Source organism: Streptomyces sp. NPDC059851 (genome assembly GCF_042732005.1).
GTDB lineage: Bacteria > Actinomycetota > Actinomycetes > Streptomycetales > Streptomycetaceae > Streptomyces.
The window spans coordinates 15773-30856 of sequence record NZ_JBHWJJ010000044.1 but is presented as its reverse complement, the minus strand read 5'-3'; the positions used below and the strand labels follow the sequence as shown (position 1 = coordinate 30856).

Below are 15084 nucleotides of genomic sequence, written 5' to 3'. Positions count from 1 at the left end.
ATCGGGTAGACAGCATGGAGTACAGATCCGGATATTTCGAACAGCTACGAGGAGTCCCGGCAATGAGCCACCAGTCACCGCCCCCTGGCTGGACCCCTCGTAACCCGGACGCCCCCACCGGGCACCCCGCACCACCCCCCGCCGGACAGCGGACCGCACCCAACTCCGAGCGCCCGCACACCGGCTGGCGGCGCCTCGCCCCCACCTGGCGCGGAGTCATGGGCTGCGCCCTCCTGCTCGCCCTGCTCCTCAGCGGCGCCCTCGTCGCCGGCTACCTACTCGTCGACATCCCACCCGCGAACGCCGCCGCCACCGCCCAGTCCAACGTCTACCTGTACTCCGACGGCACCCAACTCGCCCACGACGGCGAAATCAACCGCGTCAACGTCCCGCTCTCCCAGATCCCCCGCACGGCGCAGGAAGCCGTACTCGCCGCCGAGGACCGGGACTTCTACTCCGAGCGGGCCGTCGACCCCAAGGCGATGCTCCGCGCCGCCTGGAACACCCTCACCGGCAAGGGCAAGCAGTCCGGCTCCACCATCACCCAGCAATACGTCAAGAACTACTACCTGGGCCAGGAACAGACCATCAAGCGCAAGGTCAAGGAATTCTTCATCGCGATCAAACTGGGCCGCGAGAAGTCCAAGGACTACATCCTGGAGGGCTACCTCAACACCAGCTACTTCGGCCGCAACGCCTACGGCATCCAAGCCGCCGCCCAGGCCTACTACAACAAGGACGTCGGCCGGCTCACCACCGCCGAGGGCGCCTACCTCGCCACCCTCCTCAACTCCCCCAGCACCTTCGACGTCATCACCCACCCCCGCAGCCGCGACCGCGCCCTCGCCCGCTGGAACTACGTCCTCGACGGCATGGTCAAGAAGAAGTGGCTCACCGAAACCGACCGCGCCGCCATCCGCTTCCCCGAACCGGGCAAGGTCCGCGCCGCCCCCGGCCTCTCCGGCCAACGCGGCTACCTCGTCGAAGCCATCAAGGACTACATCACCGAACACGAGATCCTCGACGAGAACACCCTCGCCGAAGGCGGCTACCGCATCACCACCACCATCGACCGCCGCCGCCAGAACGCCCTCGTCGACGCCGTCGACAACCACGTGGTCAGCAAACTCGACCCCGAACAGCGCCCCGTGGACCGCTTCGTCCGCGCCGGCGCCACCTCCATCGACCCGGCCACCGGCAAGGTCGTCGCCATGTACGGCGGCATCGACTACACCAAGCAGTACGTCAACAACGCGACCCGGCACGACTACCAGGTGGCCTCCACCTTCAAGCCGTTCGTGTTCGCCTCCGCCGTCCAGAACGACTCCCGCACCCAGGACGGCCGCCCGATCACCCCCGGCACCCTCTACAACGGCGACAACAAACGCCGCGTCGTCGGCACGCGCATCCCGTACGCACCCGAGAACGAGGGCCAGATCAGCTACGGCCCCATCCCCGTCACCACCGCCACCGACCTCTCCGTCAACACCGTCTTCGCCCAGATGGTCGTCGACGTCGGCACCGTCAAGGTCAAGCGCACCGCGACCGCCCTCGGCATCCCCGAGAGCACCCCGAACTTCACCGCCACCCCGGCCATGGCCCTCGGCACCATGCAGGCCAGCGCACTCGACATGACCCAGGCCTACGCGACCCTCGCCGACCACGGGCAGTACACCCCGTACACCTTCCTGGAAAAGATCACCAAGGGGGACGACACCGTCCCGCTCCCCGACCGCACCCCGCGGCAGGCCGTCAGCCGCGAAGCCGCCGACACCACCACCTCCATGCTGATCAGCGTCGTCGACAACGGCACCGGCACCGCCGCCCTCGCCGCCGGGCACCCGGCCGCCGGCAAGACCGGCACCGCCGAACTCGACCGCGCCGCCTGGTTCGCGGCGTACACCCCGAACCTGGTCACCGTCGTGGCCATGATGGGCCAGGACCCCGACACCGGCACCCCCCAGTCCCTGTACGGGGCACTCGGCCAGGCCCGCATCGGAGGCGGCGGCTACCCGGCCCGGATCTGGGCCCAATACACGAAGACGGCCCTGGAGGCGACCGACCCCGTCGACTTCGACCTGGACCTCCAACCCGGCGCTGCCAGTACCCCGCCGCCCTTCGCACCGGAAACCCCCCAGGAGCCCGGCGGGCCCACCCCCGGCACGCCCCTCCCACCGGACCGCCCCGGCCTGCCGACCGGACCGCGGGACGGACAGGACCAGCAGCAGGACGAAGACCAGGACCGGGGGCGGGACGAAAACCAGGACCGGGGACAGAACCAAGGCCAGGACCAGGACCAGGACCAGGACCAGCGGCAGCAGCAGGGCGGGCAGACGACCGGCGGTCGGACCGCGGAAGGCGGGACCACCGGCGGCACCGTCACCGGCGGGACCGGGGGTGGCGGCTGGACCACCGGCGCCCCGGGCGGCACGGGCGAAGGCCCACTCCCCCGCACCCGCACCCGTCCGCCCTCCGAATACCTGGAGTGACGGCCCGCGGGCGCCAGGCCGGCGGCGTACCGGACGCTCAGTGCCCGGAGGTCGCCTTCAAACCGACCACGGCCACCAGCAACAGCACGACGAAGAACACCCGGGCCGCGGTGACCGGCTCACCGAGCACGACCATCCCCAGCACCGCGGCCCCGGCCGCACCGATGCCCACCCACACCCCGTACGCGGTCCCGATCGGCAAGGTCTTCGCCGCGTACGACAGCAGCACCATGCTGGCGACGATCCCCGCACCGGTGAACACGCTCGGCCACAACCGGGTGAACCCGTCGGTGAACTTCATGCCGATCGACCAGCCGACTTCGAGCAGACCGGCGACGAGAAGGAGAACCCACGCCACGACGGACACCTCCGGAAACGAGAGCGGAAACGGGGGTGCGTCGTCTTGTCGTCAACCCGGTACGGCGCGTCTCGTCGGGGTGGTCCGCTCCCCACCGTAGCAAAGCGGGAGAACGGCGAAAGGGCCGGTGACCGAGGTCACCGGCCCACGGGCCGACCGCGACGCGACTGCAGCTGCGGCTGTGGGTGCGGCTTCGGCTGCGTGCGGCTGCGGGTGGGGGTGAGGGGAAACAGACCGGACGGGAACCGGTCAGGGCCGGGCCGGAACGATCGGGAAGGCGGGACGATCAGAGGCGAACGATCAGAGGTAGAGACCGGTGGAGTCCTTCGACCCCTCCAGCCGCTCCGACGCCACCGCGTGCAGGTCCCGCTCGCGCATCAGCACGTACGTCGCCCCCCGCACCTCGACCTCGGCCCGGTCCTCGGGGTCGTACAGCACCCGGTCGCCCGGCTCCACACTGCGCACGTTCTGCCCGACCGCGACCACCTCGGCCCAGGCCAGCCGCTTGCCCATGGCAGCGGTCGCCGGGATCAGGATCCCGCCGCCCGAGCGCCGCTCGCCCTCGGGCGTGTCGGACTTCACGAGCACGCGGTCGTGCAGCATGCGGATGGGCAGCTTGTCGTGGGTGGTGGTGTTGGTGTTGTCGCTCACGCCACGAAACTACCCGCCCGCGCCCGACCTGTCCGCCGCAGGGTCGTCAGCGCTTGCGGCGCGCCGACACCACGATCAGTCCGACCACGCCCACGGCCAGCAGGGCGACCGGCACGATCCGGTCCAAGCGGGGGGCACCGTCCTCGTCCCGCAGGCCGTCCCGCACGTCCGTGACGAAGCGGTTCACCACTACGACCGCCCGCCCCGCCGTGTGGTCGACCGTCGACACGACCTTGGCCTTCGCGTCCCCGACGATCGTCTTCGGGTGCAGGCGCACACCGATCTCGTCGAGCGTCTCGGCCAGCTGCTCGCGGCGGCGGACGATGTCCGCCTCGATCTGTGCGGGGGTCCTGGCTTCCGGCACCGCGCTGCCTCCGTCGTCGTGGTCGTGCCCATGGTCTGGTCGCATGGGGGCGTGATCCGCCATGGACAGTCTGTCAGCTTAGTCTCGTGCCGTAGCGATCCACCTCCCGAGGAGACTGTCGAGATGAGCGAGCGACTCCAGCCGGGCGACACCGCCCCTGCCTTCACCCTGCCCGATGCGGACGGCAACGAGGTCTCGCTCGCCGACCACAAGGGCCGCAAGGTGATCGTGTACTTCTACCCCGCCGCACTGACCCCGGGCTGCACCAAGCAGGCCTGCGACTTCACCGACAACCTGGACGTGCTGGCCGGCGCCGGCTACGAGGTCATCGGCGTGTCGCCGGACAAGCCGGAGAAGCTGGCGAAGTTCCGCGAGAAGGAGCACCTGAAGGTCACCCTCGTCGGCGACCCGGAGAAGCAGGTCCTGGAGGCGTACGGGGCCTACGGCGAGAAGAAGCTGTACGGCAAGACGGTGACCGGGGTCATCCGCTCCACGGTGATCGTGGACGAGGAGGGCAAGGTAGAACGCGCCCTGTACAACGTGAAGGCCACCGGCCACGTCGCCAAAATCATCAAGGACCTGGGCATCTGACGTCCGCCCCGGAACGGCCCGCACCAAACCGGTGCGGGCCGTTCCGCTTATCGGACGTGACGTCTCGCCCAGCGGTTCGTTACTCCGTCCGGGAGCCGCACACACGGGCGGTGACGAGAGCGGAAGCGAAAGGGCGGGGTGACCCATGCCGGCGACCCGGTACACGCGGGAACGACTCACGGAGGCGGCGCGCACGTCGCGGACACTGAGCGAGGCGGTGGCGAAGCTGGGCGCGGACCCGCACGGCGGAACACGCCGGTACGTCCACGACCGCATGCGGAAGCTGGGGGTGGACACCTCCCACTTCGAGCGGGACGGGGTGAAGTGGACGCGGGAGGTGCTCGCCGGGGCCGTCGCCGCGTCCACGAGCATGTACGAGGTCCTGCGCCGCCTGGGACTCGACCCGGTGGGCGGTCACCACACCCACATCAGCCGCAAGGTGAAGGCCTTCGGCATCAACACCTCACACTTCACCCAGCCCCGCCGCACCGAACGCATGCGGGACAACCGGCGCCGTCGGTCCGCGGACGAGATCCTGCAGGAGGACCGCTCGTTGCACGCCGGGCGCGTGCCGAACACACGCCTGCGGCGCGCCCTGCTGGAGACCGGCATCGAGGAGCGCTGTGCCGACTGCGGCATCGGGGCCGTGTGGCTGGGAGAACCGCTCGCCCTGGAGGTCGACCACATCGACGGCGACTGGCGCAACAACCGCCGCGAGAACCTGCGTTTCCTCTGCCCCAACTGCCACTCCACCACGGACACTTACCGGGGTCGCGCCAAGGGGCGTCGGTCATGACGGGCGCGGGCTACACGCGGGAGCGCCTCGCCGAAGCCGCGACCCGGTGCACGAGCATGGACGAAGCGATCGATTTCCTGGGCACCAAGAGGTACCCCAGGCTCGACTCCTACCTCAGAGAGCGGTTCCGGAAATTCGGCATCGACATCTCCCACTTCGGCCGCCGGAAGCACCAACGCCATACGAGGCCCGACAGCACGACCCTGCGCGACGCGGTTGCCGCCTCGCACTCACTGGCGGAGGCGCTACGGCGGCTGGGGATAGCCGTCTCCGGCAGTCAGCGCGCCTCCCTCAAGCGGTGGATCCGTGAGGACGGCCTCTCGACCGAGCATTTCCTCGGACAAGGCCACCAGCGCGGCAAGCCCGGACCAACGCCACTGAAGCCAGCCGCGAACATCCTCGTGAAGCACGACGGGACGCGGCGTACGCAGACGGGTCTGCTGCGGCGCGCCCTCGGAGAGGTCGGCATGCCCGAGCGCTGCGACCGATGCGGCGTGACACCCTCATGGCGGGGCCGCCCCATGACACTGGAGATCGACCACATCAACGGCGACTGGAGCGACGACCGGCGTGAGAACCTCCGCTTGCTCTGCCCCAACTGCCATGCGATCACCAGCACCTGGTGCCGGGGAGGACGCCGGAGGCCTGTCGCCCATCGGAACGTCCGGGCCGTAGACTAGCCGCAGCAACACCGGGCCAGATGTCCAAATTGGCCAGTTTGTCGCGGTCGTGGCGAAATAGGCGATACGCGCTGGGTTTAGGTCCCAGTGGGGTAATACCCGTGGGGGTTCGAGTCCCCCCGACCGCACCACAACGCACACGGGCCCCGTGCGCACCAGCGCACGGGGCCCGTGGCGTTCCCGCGGTCCGACCGTCAGCCCAGGAGTTCGCGGATAACCGGGATCAGGGCGCGGAAGGCCTGGCCGCGGTGGGAGATGGCGTTCTTCTCGTCCGGGGTGAGCTGCGCGGTGGTGCGGGTCTCCTCCAGGGGCTGGAAGATCGGGTCGTAGCCGAAGCCGCCCGCGCCGGCCGGGCTGTGGCGCAGGAAGCCCTGGAGGCGTCCCTCCACGACGCGTTCGGAGCCGTCCGGGAGGGCGAGGGCCGCGGCGCAGGCGAAGTGGGCGCCGCGGTGCTCGTCGGCGATGTCCGAGAGCTGGGCGAGGAGCAGGTCCAGGTTGGCCTTGTCGTCGCCGTGGGTGCCGGCCCAGCGGGCGGAGAAGATGCCGGGGGCGCCGTTCAGGACGTCCACGCAGAGGCCGGAGTCGTCGGCGATGGCGGGCAGGCCGGTGGCCTGTGCCAGGGCGTGGGCCTTGAGGAGGGCGTTCTCGGCGAAGGTGACGCCGGTCTCCTTGACGTCCGGGACGTGCGGGTACGCGTCCGTGCCGACCAGCTCGTACGGCAGGCCGGCGGCGGACAGGATGTGGCGCAGCTCGGCCACCTTGCCCGCGTTGCGGGTGGCGAGGACGAGGCGGGGGGCGGAGGGCGTCGAGGTCATGGCGTCCATTATCGCGTCGCCGTCACGGCACCCTTCCGCCCGCCGTTCGTCCTGGCCGGGCCGGCGTCAGCTGGGGGTGCAGACCTTCGAGATTTCCTTCGCGGCGTCGGCGACGGGGGTGACGTCCGGGGTCTTGTTGCCGCTCTGGATGGAGTCGCGGACGTTCTTGACCGCGGTGTTCATCGAGTCGATCGCCTTGCCCAGGTCGGTGTTGTCCGTCTGGTCGCCGATCTTCTTGAGGTTCTGCTCGATCTTGTTGAGGGCGTTCTGGGCGTCCTGCGGGCTGTTGCCGGCGTTGGAGACCGACTGCTGGAGCTCGCCGACGCCGTCGGTGATGGCCACGGCCGTGTTGGCGCAGTCCATGGCCGTCGAGATCGCGTCGCAGGCCGTCAGGGCCGGGAGCGTCAGTGCGGCGGCCACGGCGACGGCGGCTATGCGGAGCTTCATGCGGGTCCCCTCACGAACACGGATGTGTGGATGCACGGCTGTCTGTGTGTCTGTGGTCTGGCTGTGGGTGCACGGTGGCAGTGCCGTGCACCCGTTGATCACGAGGACGCAGGAGCGCGGCCCGCGGTTCTCGCCGCTCGCGCGGCGGCCTGGGCGCGGCGGCCCGGGTCCGGTCAGAGCTCCTGGGCCAGGGCGCTGCGCTGGATGGCTTCGAGGTCGGCGCAGCCGCCGGCGGCGAGGTCGAGGAGGGCGTTGAGTTCCTTGCGGTCGAAGGGTTCGCCTTCGGCGGTGCCCTGGACCTCGACGAAGCGGCCGTCGCCGGTGCAGACGACGTTCATGTCGGTTTCGGCGCGTACGTCCTCTTCGTAGCAGAGGTCGAGGAGCGGGACGCCTTCGACGATGCCGACGCTGACGGCGGCGACGGTGCCGGTGAGGGGCTTGCGGCCGGCCTTGATCAGCTTCTTGCGCTGGCCCCAGGCGACGGCGTCGGCGAGGGCGACGTAGGCGCCGGTGATGGCGGCGGTTCGGGTTCCGCCGTCGGCCTGGAGGACGTCGCAGTCCAGGACGATGGTGTTCTCGCCGAGGGCCTTGTAGTCGATGACGGCGCGGAGGGAGCGGCCGATGAGGCGGGAGATCTCGTGGGTGCGGCCGCCGATCTTGCCGCGTACGGATTCGCGGTCGCCGCGGGTGTTGGTGGAGCGGGGGAGCATCGAGTATTCGGAGGTGACCCAGCCTTCGCCGCTGCCCTTGCGCCAGCGCGGGACGCCTTCGGTGAAGGAGGCGGTGCAGAAGACCTTGGTGTCACCGAAGGAGATGAGGACGGAGCCCTCGGCGTGCTTGCTCCATCCGCGTTCGATGGTGACCGGGCGGAGCTGTTCGGGCGTGCGGCCGTCGATGCGTGACATGGGTCCGAGCCTAGTGGGTGCGGGGGTACGCGAAGACCCCGTCGGCCGGGCGGGCGTGCTCGGGACGGGGTCTGCGGTGGTCTGCGGCGGTCAGCGCGTCCGGCGCGTCCGGCGCGGCGGGGTGGCCGCGGCGGGTGGTCTCACATCATGTCTTCGATCTCGGCGGCGATCGGGTCGGCGTCGGTGCCGATGACGACCTGGACGGCGGTGCCCATCTTGACGACGCCGTGGGCGCCGGCGGCCTTCAGGGCGGCTTCGTCGACGAGGCCGGGGTCGGCGACCTCGGTGCGCAGGCGGGTGATGCAGCCCTCGACCTCTTCGATGTTGTCGATGCCGCCGAGCCCGGCGACGATCTTCTCAGCCTTGGTGGCCATGTGTCTCTCCCTGAGTTCTGTCGAAGAACGAGTCTCGGCGGCCCTGGTCCGGCCAGTGCGCTCCGGTTTGTCACGGTAGCCCACTGTTGGCCCAGCTACGCGAGCGCGGGTGCCGCTCGTACCGAAGGATGACGGTCAGCGGCAACCTGCCTTCTGGTGCGGGCGTGTGGGACCGCACCGAAGTGGTCTACACCAGTGTGCCGCACGGGGTGCACCTGCCTCAAACAGGCCCGCCAGGGAGGTAGCCGATGAGTGCGAGCAGCGCGGCCGCAGCGCCGCGGCAGCAGGGGTGGAACGGCTTGTTCCAGGGTCTGCAGAAGATGGGGCGGAGTTTGCAGTTGCCGATCGCGGTCCTGCCCGCGGCGGGGATCCTCAACCGGCTGGGGCAGCCGGACGTGTTCGGTGCGGAGGGCCTGGACTGGCAGGCGGTGGCCAGGGTGATGGCGGGGGCGGGGGGCGCGCTGTTGAACCCGGACCTGGGCTTGCCCCTCCTCTTCTGCGTCGGCGTGGCGATCGGCATGGCGAAGAAGGCGGACGGTTCGACGGCGCTGGCGGCGGTGGCGGGTTTCCTGGTGTACCGGGGGGTGCTGCACGCGTTCCCCGATGAGTGCCCGCGGGACACGCGGGACATCGGTGCGGGGTGCATCGGACCGAACGACACGTTCGTGGAGTTCACGTACCAGAATCCGGGGGTGTTCGGCGGCATCGTGATGGGTCTGCTGTCGGCGTGGTTCTGGCAGCGGTACCACCGGGTGAAGCTGGTCGACTGGCTGGGCTTCTTCAACGGTCGACGGCTGGTGCCGATCATCATGTCGTTCGTCGCGATCGGGTTCGCGGCGCTGTGCCTGTGGATCTGGCCGCCGGTCGGTAGTGGGCTGGAGGGCTTTTCGGACTGGCTGGTGGGGCTGGGTTCGTGGGGTGCGGGGATCTTCGGGGTGGCGAACCGTGCGCTGCTGGTGGTCGGCCTGCACCAGTTCCTGAACGTGCCGATGTGGTTCCAGTTCGGCAGCTACACCAAGCCGGACGGGACGACGGTGCACGGTGACATCAACATGTTCCTGGCCGGGGACCCGGAGGCGGGGCTGTTCCTGACGGGCTTCTTCCCGATCATGATGTTCGCGCTGCCGGCGGCGGCGTTGGCCATCACGCACTGCGCGAAGCCGCGGCGGCGCAAGGAGGTGGGCGGCCTGATGCTGTCTGTGGCGCTGACGTCGTTCGTCACGGGGATCACGGAGCCGCTGGAGTACTCGTTCCTGTTCGTGGCGCCGGCGTTGTACGTGGTCCACGCCCTGTTGACGGGTGTGTCGATGGCGGTGACGTGGGCGGTGGGTGCGAAGGACGGGTTCACGTTTTCGGCGGGGCTGATCGATTACGTCATCAACTGGGGGTTGGCGACGAAGCCGTGGTTGATCATCCCGGTGGGCCTGGGTTTCGCGGTGCTGTATTACGCGATCTTCCGGTTCGCGATCACGGTGTTCGACCTCCCCACCATCGGGCGGGAGTCGGACGAGGAGATCGACCGGATGGAGCAGGAGAACACGAAGGCGTAGACCGGCCCCGGGGGTGGTTCCGCCCGTTGCCCCGGAGGCGGCCGGGCCGGCCCGATCCAGGCTCTCGGACTTGTTCCGGTTCGGGGCGGCGGGGAGGGGGCGGCTCCCGGAGGGAGCCGTGGAGGATGTGGCGCACGCCACAAAAAATCGAAGGTTCCTTATCTAACCCTCACCGTGCTACAACTGGTCTACACCACGCCATTGGTGTAGACCACGCGCGGGCCAGTTTTCCGGGGCCCGCGCCACCCCCGATCGAAGACGTCGCCGTCCCCGTGTCCTCTGGCGGCGCCTTGCCCCCTGGAGGAAGTTGTGACCACGGCTGCCGCCCCCGCGGCCGAGAAGAAGAAGGGCGCCGGCGCGATGGCTGTCATGCAGCGCATCGGCCGCAGCCTCATGCTGCCCGTCGCGGTGATGCCCGCCGCCGCGCTCCTGGTCCGCTTCGGCCAGGACGACATGCTGGCCAACAAGTCGCTGCCCGAGCTCGTCCAGAAGCTCGGCGGGTACATGGCCGCGGGCGGCGACGCCATCCTCGGCAACATGGCCCTGCTGTTCTGCGTCGGCATCGCCATCGGCTTCGCCAAGAAGTCGGACGGTTCCACCGCGCTGGCCGCGGTCACCGGCTACCTGGTCTTCAAGAACGTCCTCGCCACCTTCACCGACTCGAACCTGCCGAAGGTCGCCAAGGTGGTCGACGGCAAGATCGTGAACGTCGAGGCCCCGGTCAACGCGGGCGTCCTCGGCGGCGTCGTCATGGGCATCGTCGTCGCCCTGCTGTACCAGAAGTTCTACCGGACCAAGCTGCCGGACTGGGCGGGCTTCTTCGGCGGCCGCCGCCTCGTCCCGATCCTCTCCGCCTTCGCCGGCCTGCTGATCGGCATCGTCTTCGGCCTCATCTGGCCGGTGCTCGGCACTGGTCTGCACGGCTTCAGCGAGTGGCTCGTGGGCTCCGGCGCCGTCGGCGCGGGCATCTTCGGCGTCGCCAACCGCGCGCTGATCCCGATCGGCATGCACCACCTGCTGAACTCCTTCCCCTGGTTCCAGGCGGGCGAGTACAACGGCAAGAGCGGTGACATCGCCCGCTTCCTCGCCGGTGACCCGACCGCCGGCCAGTTCATGACCGGCTTCTTCCCGATCATGATGTTCGCCCTGCCCGCGGCCTGCCTCGCGATCGTCCACTGCGCCCGGCCCGAGCGCCGCAAGGCCGTCGGCGGCATGATGTTCTCCCTCGCCCTGACCTCCTTCGTCACCGGCGTGACCGAGCCCATCGAGTTCACGTTCATGTTCATCGCGCCGGTCCTGTACGCGGTCCACGCGGCGCTCACCGGTGTCTCGATGGCCCTGACCTGGGCGCTCGGCATGAAGGACGGCTTCGGCTTCTCCGCCGGCCTGGTCGACTACCTCCTGAACCTCGGCATCGCGACCAACCCGTGGGGCCTGGCACTCGTCGGCCTCTGCTTCGCGGTCCTGTACTACGCGATCTTCCGGTTCGCGATCACCAAGTGGAACCTGCCGACGCCGGGCCGCGAGTCCGACGAGGAACTGGCCGAGCTGCAGAAGGCCGAGGCCAAGTAGGCGCAGCCGGCTGCCGTACACCGCGGAGCCCCCGCTCTCCCGGAAGGGAGGGCGGGGGCTCCGCCGTACGTCGGGGCGGCCGTGCGGGCCGCAGGGGCCGCCGCGGTGCCGGGGTCGGACGCGTCAGACCTCGTAGACGGCGCCCGCGTGTGCGAGGTCGACCGGGCCGGCGTAGACGGCGCGGGCGTCGGCGAGGTTCTGCCGGGGGTCCGTCCACGGCGGGATGTGGGTCAGGACGAGCCGGCCGACGCGGCCGCGGTGCGCGTACTCCCCCGCTTCGCGGCCGTTGAGGTGGAGGTCGGGGATGTCCTCCTTGCCGTGCGTGAAGGACGCCTCGCACAGGAACAGGTCCACGCCGTCGGCGAGCTGTGCGAGCTCGGGGCAGACACCGGTGTCGCCGGAGTAGGCCAGCGAGCGGCCGCCGTGCTCGATGCGGATGCCGTACGCCTCGACCGGGTGGCTGACGCGCTCGGTGCGCACCTGGAACGGGCCGATCTCGAAGGTGCCGGACTTGAGCGTGCGGAAGTCGAACACCTCGCTCATCGAGCGCTCGTCGGGGACGTCCTCGTACGCGGTCGTGAGGCGCTTCTCGGTGCCCTCGGGGCCGTAGACGGGAATGGTGCCGCAGCGGCCGCCCTCGTGCCGGTAGTAGCGGGCCACGAAGTAGGCGCACATGTCGATGCAGTGGTCGGCGTGCAGGTGGCTGAGGAAGATCGCGTCGAGGTCGTAGAGGCCGCAGTGGCGCTGCAGGTCGCCGAGGGCGCCGTTGCCCATGTCGAGGAGCAGCCGGAAGCCGTCGGCCTCGACGAGGTAGCTCGAACAGGCCGATTCCGCGGACGGGAACGACCCCGAGCAGCCGACGACGGTGAGCTTCATGGAGCGAGAACCTCCGGGGACGGTCCGTGGACGGAATGCGGGCCGTGCGTGGGTCGAGCGTAAGGCGCGAAACGTCGGGTCGCTCCTCCGCGGCAGGCCGTTGTGGGGGGAATCACCTGTGCTGTCACCCGGGGGAGCGACGGGGTGCACGGGCGTGCCGGGGCCGTCCGGGGGTGGTTGCGTGCCGTGGGCGGCGGGCGCGGCTACCGTCGGACTATGGATACGTCCTGGTGGCCCGCCGCCCTCGCGGTGGTCGCCGTGATGCTGTTGGTGCTGGTCGCGGGGCGTCGGCCGGGGATCGACCGGCGGGCACCGCCGCCGCACGGGCCGGGTCCGGCGCCGCGGCCGCGGGCGGGTGAGCTGTGGACGCTGGCGGACGGGCGGTCGTGCCTGGTGTTGGCGGCGGCGTCCGTGCGGGGGCACCGGGCGCGGGTCGCGTGGATCACCGGGAAGTACGACGACCGGCGGGCGGGGGTGATCCCGCTGCCGCCGGGGACGGTCGGGGTGACGCCGGGTCGGGTGGGCTACCTGGAGGCGGACCGGCCGTCGGAGGTGTGGGTGTGGGAGTTCCGGACCCGGTTGGGGATGCTGGACCCCGCGGTGTGGGACGAGGTCAAGGGGCTCGGAGGAGGCGGCTGATGGCAGCGGCAGAGGGCGGGGTGCGGGTGCGGCGCGTCTACGATCCGCCGGAGCCGGAGGCGGACGGGGTGCGGGTGCTGGTGGACCGGCTGTGGCCGCGGGGCCTGGCGAAGGCGGCGGCGGTGGTGGACGAGTGGCCGAAGGCGGTGACCCCGTCCGGGGAGCTGCGGACCTGGTACCACGGGGGCGGGGGAACGCCGGAGGAGTTCCGGGAGCGGTACGAGGCGGAGCTGGCGGCCCCGGAGGCGGCGGAGGAACTGGAGCGGTTGCGGGGGCTCGCGGCCCGCGGCACGGTGACGCTGCTGACCGCGGTCCGCGATCCGGAGTCGAGCCACGCGGCGGTCCTGGCGGACTTGCTGTCCGGGTAGCCCGCACCCCGGCACCGCAGCGACGCAGCGACGCAGCGCGCGCACCCCGTGTCCGGCGTGTCCGGCCGGGCCGCGCGGGGCGTCGCGCGGCCCGGCGGCTCGGGCGGCTCGGGCGGCTCGGGCGGCGGGCGGAGCCGGTCGGCGTCAGGCCCAGAGCTGGTTCTGGACGGCTTCGATGGCCGCTTCCGTCGTCGGGGCGGTGTAGACGCCGGTCGACAGGTACTTCCAGCCGCCGTCGGCGACGACGAACACGATGTCGGCCGGTTCGCCGGCGGCCACCGCCTTGCGGCCCACGCCGATCGCCGCGTGCAGTGCGGCCCCGGTGGAGACGCCGGCGAAGATGCCCTCCTGCTGGAGGAGCTCGCGGGTGCGCGTGACGGCGTCCGCGGAGCCCACCGAGTAGCGGGTGGTGAGCACGGAGGCGTCGTACAGCTCGGGGACGAAGCCCTCGTCGAGGTTGCGCAGGCCGTAGACGAGGTCGTCGTAGCGCGGCTCGGCAGCGACGATCTTCACGTCCGGCTTGTGTTCGCGCAGGTACCGGCCGACGCCCATGAGGGTGCCGGTGGTGCCCAGGCCCGCCACGAAGTGGGTGATCGACGGCAGGTCGCGCAGGATCTCCGGGCCGGTGCCGGCGTAGTGGGCACCGGCGTTGTCCGGGTTGCCGTACTGGTAGAGCATCACCCAGTCGGGGTGCTCGGCGGCCAGCTCCTTGGCCACCCGGACCGCGGTGTTGGACCCGCCCGCCGCGGGCGACGAGATGATCTCGGCTCCCCACATGGTGAGGAGGTCGCGACGCTCCTGGCTGGTGTTCTCCGGCATGACGCAGACGATCCGGTAGCCCTTGAGCTTCGCGGCCATGGCCAGCGAGATGCCGGTGTTGCCGGAGGTGGGCTCCAGGATCGTGCAGCCCGGGTACAGCCTGCCGTCCTTCTCGGCCTGCTCGACCATGTGGAGCGCCGGGCGGTCCTTGATCGAGCCGGTCGGGTTCCGGTCCTCCAGCTTGGCCCAGATGCGGACGCCCTCGGAGGGCGACAGCCGGGGCAGCCGGACGAGCGGCGTGTTGCCGACCGCGGCGAGCGGGGAGTCGTAGCGCATCAGGCGGCGCCGCCGGCCACCGCGGGGAGGATGGTGACGCTGTCGCCGTCCTTGAGGGGGGTCGCGATGCCGTCGAGGAAGCGGACGTCCTCGTCGTTGAGGTAGACGTTCACGAAGCGGCGCAGCTTGCCGCCGGCCGCCTGGTCGATGAGTCGCTCCTCGATGCCCTTGTGCCGGGTCTCCAGGTCCGCGAAGAGCTCGGAAAGGGTGGCGCCCTCACCGGTCACGGCCTTCTCGCCGTCGGTGTAGGTGCGGAGGATGGTGGGGATGCGGACCTCGATGGCCATGGCAGGCTCCAGTGTGAAGTGGTGCGGGGAGGGGTTGAGGGGGCGCGGCTCAAGGCCCCCGCGCGAGGGGCTGCGGTGCTCAGGCGGCAGGACAGATGCTGCTGGCGAGGCGGCACAGGTCGACGTGCAGCCGCGCCACGAGCAGCAGTCTGCCGGGCGTCTCGATGCTCACGTCGGGAGGAACCATGCGGTCATGTTAACGATTCCCGGTCCGGCCTTTGGAGTGT

19 protein-coding genes, 1 tRNA gene and 1 riboswitch are annotated in these 15084 nt (G+C 70.5%); of the genes, 9 read left to right on the top strand and 11 right to left on the bottom strand.

Translation table 11 applies throughout. The features are described 5' to 3' along the window. Positions 1 to 62 precede the first annotated feature (62 nt). Positions 63 to 2489, top strand: coding sequence for a transglycosylase domain-containing protein (locus ACFV7Q_RS17730; protein WP_385429318.1), 2427 nt, complete (start codon positions 63 to 65; stop codon positions 2487 to 2489). A gap of 37 nt (positions 2490 to 2526) precedes the next feature. Here the strand turns inward: ACFV7Q_RS17730 and ACFV7Q_RS17725 are convergent, their stop codons facing one another. The 3 genes from ACFV7Q_RS17725 to ACFV7Q_RS17715 all read right to left on the bottom strand — a co-directional run bounded on the left by ACFV7Q_RS17725 (position 2527) and on the right by ACFV7Q_RS17715 (position 3907). Further along, a complete protein-coding gene (locus tag ACFV7Q_RS17725; RefSeq protein ID WP_385429316.1) occupies positions 2527 to 2847 on the bottom strand; it encodes a DMT family transporter in 321 nt (106 codons plus the stop codon). A 34-nt stretch (positions 2848 to 2881) separates the two neighbouring features. Further along, positions 2882 to 2948: riboswitch (guanidine-III (ykkC-III) riboswitch) on the bottom strand. A gap of 199 nt (positions 2949 to 3147) precedes the next feature. Then, positions 3148 to 3450: a GroES family chaperonin gene (locus ACFV7Q_RS17720; RefSeq protein WP_385429362.1), complete on the bottom strand. Its 303-nt coding sequence runs from the start codon at positions 3448 to 3450 to the stop codon at positions 3148 to 3150. Positions 3451 to 3544: 94 nt separating this feature from the next. Next, complete coding sequence (locus ACFV7Q_RS17715) at positions 3545 to 3907, bottom strand: DUF3618 domain-containing protein (RefSeq protein ID WP_385429314.1); 363 nt, start codon at positions 3905 to 3907, stop codon at positions 3545 to 3547. 78 nt (positions 3908 to 3985) lie between these two features. On the opposite strand from ACFV7Q_RS17715, the gene bcp reads away from it, so the two are divergent. From bcp to ACFV7Q_RS17695, 4 genes are all read left to right on the top strand, one after another. Then, entirely contained in the window at positions 3986 to 4453 is a 468-nt protein-coding gene (bcp, locus tag ACFV7Q_RS17710) for a thioredoxin-dependent thiol peroxidase (RefSeq protein WP_385429312.1), read from the top strand. Positions 4454 to 4598: 145 nt separating this feature from the next. Continuing rightward, positions 4599 to 5249, top strand: coding sequence for an HNH endonuclease (locus ACFV7Q_RS17705; RefSeq protein ID WP_385429310.1), 651 nt, complete (start codon positions 4599 to 4601; stop codon positions 5247 to 5249). Then, positions 5246 to 5929: an HNH endonuclease gene (locus ACFV7Q_RS17700; protein WP_385429308.1), complete on the top strand. Its 684-nt coding sequence runs from the start codon at positions 5246 to 5248 to the stop codon at positions 5927 to 5929. Before ACFV7Q_RS17705 ends, ACFV7Q_RS17700 begins: the two co-directional genes overlap by 4 nt. Before the next feature lie 43 nt (positions 5930 to 5972). Then, positions 5973 to 6060, top strand: a tRNA-Leu gene (locus ACFV7Q_RS17695). 63 nt (positions 6061 to 6123) lie between these two features. On the opposite strand, the gene rdgB is transcribed toward ACFV7Q_RS17695, so the two are convergent. The 4 genes from rdgB to ACFV7Q_RS17675 all read right to left on the bottom strand — a co-directional run bounded on the left by rdgB (position 6124) and on the right by ACFV7Q_RS17675 (position 8554). Next, positions 6124 to 6744, bottom strand: coding sequence for an RdgB/HAM1 family non-canonical purine NTP pyrophosphatase (rdgB, locus tag ACFV7Q_RS17690; RefSeq protein ID WP_385429306.1), 621 nt, complete (start codon positions 6742 to 6744; stop codon positions 6124 to 6126). A gap of 66 nt (positions 6745 to 6810) precedes the next feature. Beyond that, a complete protein-coding gene (locus ACFV7Q_RS17685; RefSeq protein WP_360637698.1) occupies positions 6811 to 7191 on the bottom strand; it encodes a hypothetical protein in 381 nt (126 codons plus the stop codon). A gap of 173 nt (positions 7192 to 7364) precedes the next feature. Continuing rightward, positions 7365 to 8096, bottom strand: coding sequence for a ribonuclease PH (rph, locus tag ACFV7Q_RS17680; protein WP_385429304.1), 732 nt, complete (start codon positions 8094 to 8096; stop codon positions 7365 to 7367). A 140-nt stretch (positions 8097 to 8236) separates the two neighbouring features. Continuing rightward, the gene (locus ACFV7Q_RS17675; RefSeq protein WP_385429302.1) at positions 8237 to 8554 is read right to left on the bottom strand and encodes a glucose PTS transporter subunit EIIB; all 318 of its coding nucleotides are present in this window, start codon (positions 8552 to 8554) and stop codon (positions 8237 to 8239) included. A gap of 164 nt (positions 8555 to 8718) precedes the next feature. On the opposite strand from ACFV7Q_RS17675, the gene ACFV7Q_RS17670 reads away from it, so the two are divergent. Continuing rightward, positions 8719 to 10020 (top strand): PTS transporter subunit EIIC, encoded by a 1302-nt coding sequence (locus ACFV7Q_RS17670; protein WP_385429300.1) that lies wholly within the window; start codon positions 8719 to 8721, stop codon positions 10018 to 10020. A 360-nt stretch (positions 10021 to 10380) separates the two neighbouring features. Next, entirely contained in the window at positions 10381 to 11592 is a 1212-nt protein-coding gene (locus ACFV7Q_RS17665; protein ID WP_385429361.1) for a PTS transporter subunit EIIC, read from the top strand. Positions 11593 to 11715: 123 nt separating this feature from the next. Here the strand turns inward: ACFV7Q_RS17665 and ACFV7Q_RS17660 are convergent, their stop codons facing one another. Next, positions 11716 to 12468 (bottom strand): MBL fold metallo-hydrolase, encoded by a 753-nt coding sequence (locus ACFV7Q_RS17660; RefSeq protein ID WP_385429298.1) that lies wholly within the window; start codon positions 12466 to 12468, stop codon positions 11716 to 11718. A 216-nt stretch (positions 12469 to 12684) separates the two neighbouring features. On the opposite strand from ACFV7Q_RS17660, the gene ACFV7Q_RS17655 reads away from it, so the two are divergent. Then, on the top strand, positions 12685 to 13107 hold the full coding sequence (locus tag ACFV7Q_RS17655) for a hypothetical protein (protein WP_385429296.1): 423 nt from the start codon (positions 12685 to 12687) through the stop codon (positions 13105 to 13107). After that, positions 13107 to 13475: a DUF488 domain-containing protein gene (locus ACFV7Q_RS17650; RefSeq protein WP_385429294.1), complete on the top strand. Its 369-nt coding sequence runs from the start codon at positions 13107 to 13109 to the stop codon at positions 13473 to 13475. Before ACFV7Q_RS17655 ends, ACFV7Q_RS17650 begins: the two co-directional genes overlap by 1 nt. Before the next feature lie 144 nt (positions 13476 to 13619). Here the strand turns inward: ACFV7Q_RS17650 and ACFV7Q_RS17645 are convergent, their stop codons facing one another. The 3 genes from ACFV7Q_RS17645 to ACFV7Q_RS17635 form a co-directional block, all read right to left on the bottom strand. Continuing rightward, complete coding sequence (locus ACFV7Q_RS17645; RefSeq protein WP_385429292.1) at positions 13620 to 14570, bottom strand: PLP-dependent cysteine synthase family protein; 951 nt, start codon at positions 14568 to 14570, stop codon at positions 13620 to 13622. After that, the gene (locus ACFV7Q_RS17640; RefSeq protein WP_385429290.1) at positions 14570 to 14857 is read right to left on the bottom strand and encodes a MoaD/ThiS family protein; all 288 of its coding nucleotides are present in this window, start codon (positions 14855 to 14857) and stop codon (positions 14570 to 14572) included. Before ACFV7Q_RS17640 ends, ACFV7Q_RS17645 begins: the two co-directional genes overlap by 1 nt. Before the next feature lie 79 nt (positions 14858 to 14936). Next, a complete protein-coding gene (locus ACFV7Q_RS17635; protein WP_360637723.1) occupies positions 14937 to 15044 on the bottom strand; it encodes a putative leader peptide in 108 nt (35 codons plus the stop codon). Positions 15045 to 15084 lie beyond the last annotated feature (40 nt).

Coding starts and splice junctions, on each gene's coding strand:
- ACFV7Q_RS17730 (WP_385429318.1), top strand. CDS start 63: ATGAGCCACCAGTCACCGCCCCCTGGCTGGACCCCTCGTAACCCGGAC.
- ACFV7Q_RS17720 (WP_385429362.1), bottom strand. CDS start 3,450: ATGCTGCACGACCGCGTGCTCGTGAAGTCCGACACGCCCGAGGGCGAG.
- ACFV7Q_RS17715 (WP_385429314.1), bottom strand. CDS start 3,907: ATGCGACCAGACCATGGGCACGACCACGACGACGGAGGCAGCGCGGTG.
- bcp (WP_385429312.1), top strand. CDS start 3,986: ATGAGCGAGCGACTCCAGCCGGGCGACACCGCCCCTGCCTTCACCCTG.
- ACFV7Q_RS17705 (WP_385429310.1), top strand. CDS start 4,599: ATGCCGGCGACCCGGTACACGCGGGAACGACTCACGGAGGCGGCGCGC.
- ACFV7Q_RS17700 (WP_385429308.1), top strand. CDS start 5,246: ATGACGGGCGCGGGCTACACGCGGGAGCGCCTCGCCGAAGCCGCGACC.
- rdgB (WP_385429306.1), bottom strand. CDS start 6,744: ATGACCTCGACGCCCTCCGCCCCCCGCCTCGTCCTCGCCACCCGCAAC.
- ACFV7Q_RS17685 (WP_360637698.1), bottom strand. CDS start 7,191: ATGAAGCTCCGCATAGCCGCCGTCGCCGTGGCCGCCGCACTGACGCTC.
- rph (WP_385429304.1), bottom strand. CDS start 8,096: ATGTCACGCATCGACGGCCGCACGCCCGAACAGCTCCGCCCGGTCACC.
- ACFV7Q_RS17670 (WP_385429300.1), top strand. CDS start 8,719: ATGAGTGCGAGCAGCGCGGCCGCAGCGCCGCGGCAGCAGGGGTGGAAC.
- ACFV7Q_RS17665 (WP_385429361.1), top strand. CDS start 10,381: ATGGCTGTCATGCAGCGCATCGGCCGCAGCCTCATGCTGCCCGTCGCG.
- ACFV7Q_RS17660 (WP_385429298.1), bottom strand. CDS start 12,468: ATGAAGCTCACCGTCGTCGGCTGCTCGGGGTCGTTCCCGTCCGCGGAA.
- ACFV7Q_RS17655 (WP_385429296.1), top strand. CDS start 12,685: ATGGATACGTCCTGGTGGCCCGCCGCCCTCGCGGTGGTCGCCGTGATG.
- ACFV7Q_RS17650 (WP_385429294.1), top strand. CDS start 13,107: ATGGCAGCGGCAGAGGGCGGGGTGCGGGTGCGGCGCGTCTACGATCCG.
- ACFV7Q_RS17645 (WP_385429292.1), bottom strand. CDS start 14,570: ATGCGCTACGACTCCCCGCTCGCCGCGGTCGGCAACACGCCGCTCGTC.
- ACFV7Q_RS17640 (WP_385429290.1), bottom strand. CDS start 14,857: ATGGCCATCGAGGTCCGCATCCCCACCATCCTCCGCACCTACACCGAC.
- ACFV7Q_RS17635 (WP_360637723.1), bottom strand. CDS start 15,044: ATGGTTCCTCCCGACGTGAGCATCGAGACGCCCGGCAGACTGCTGCTC.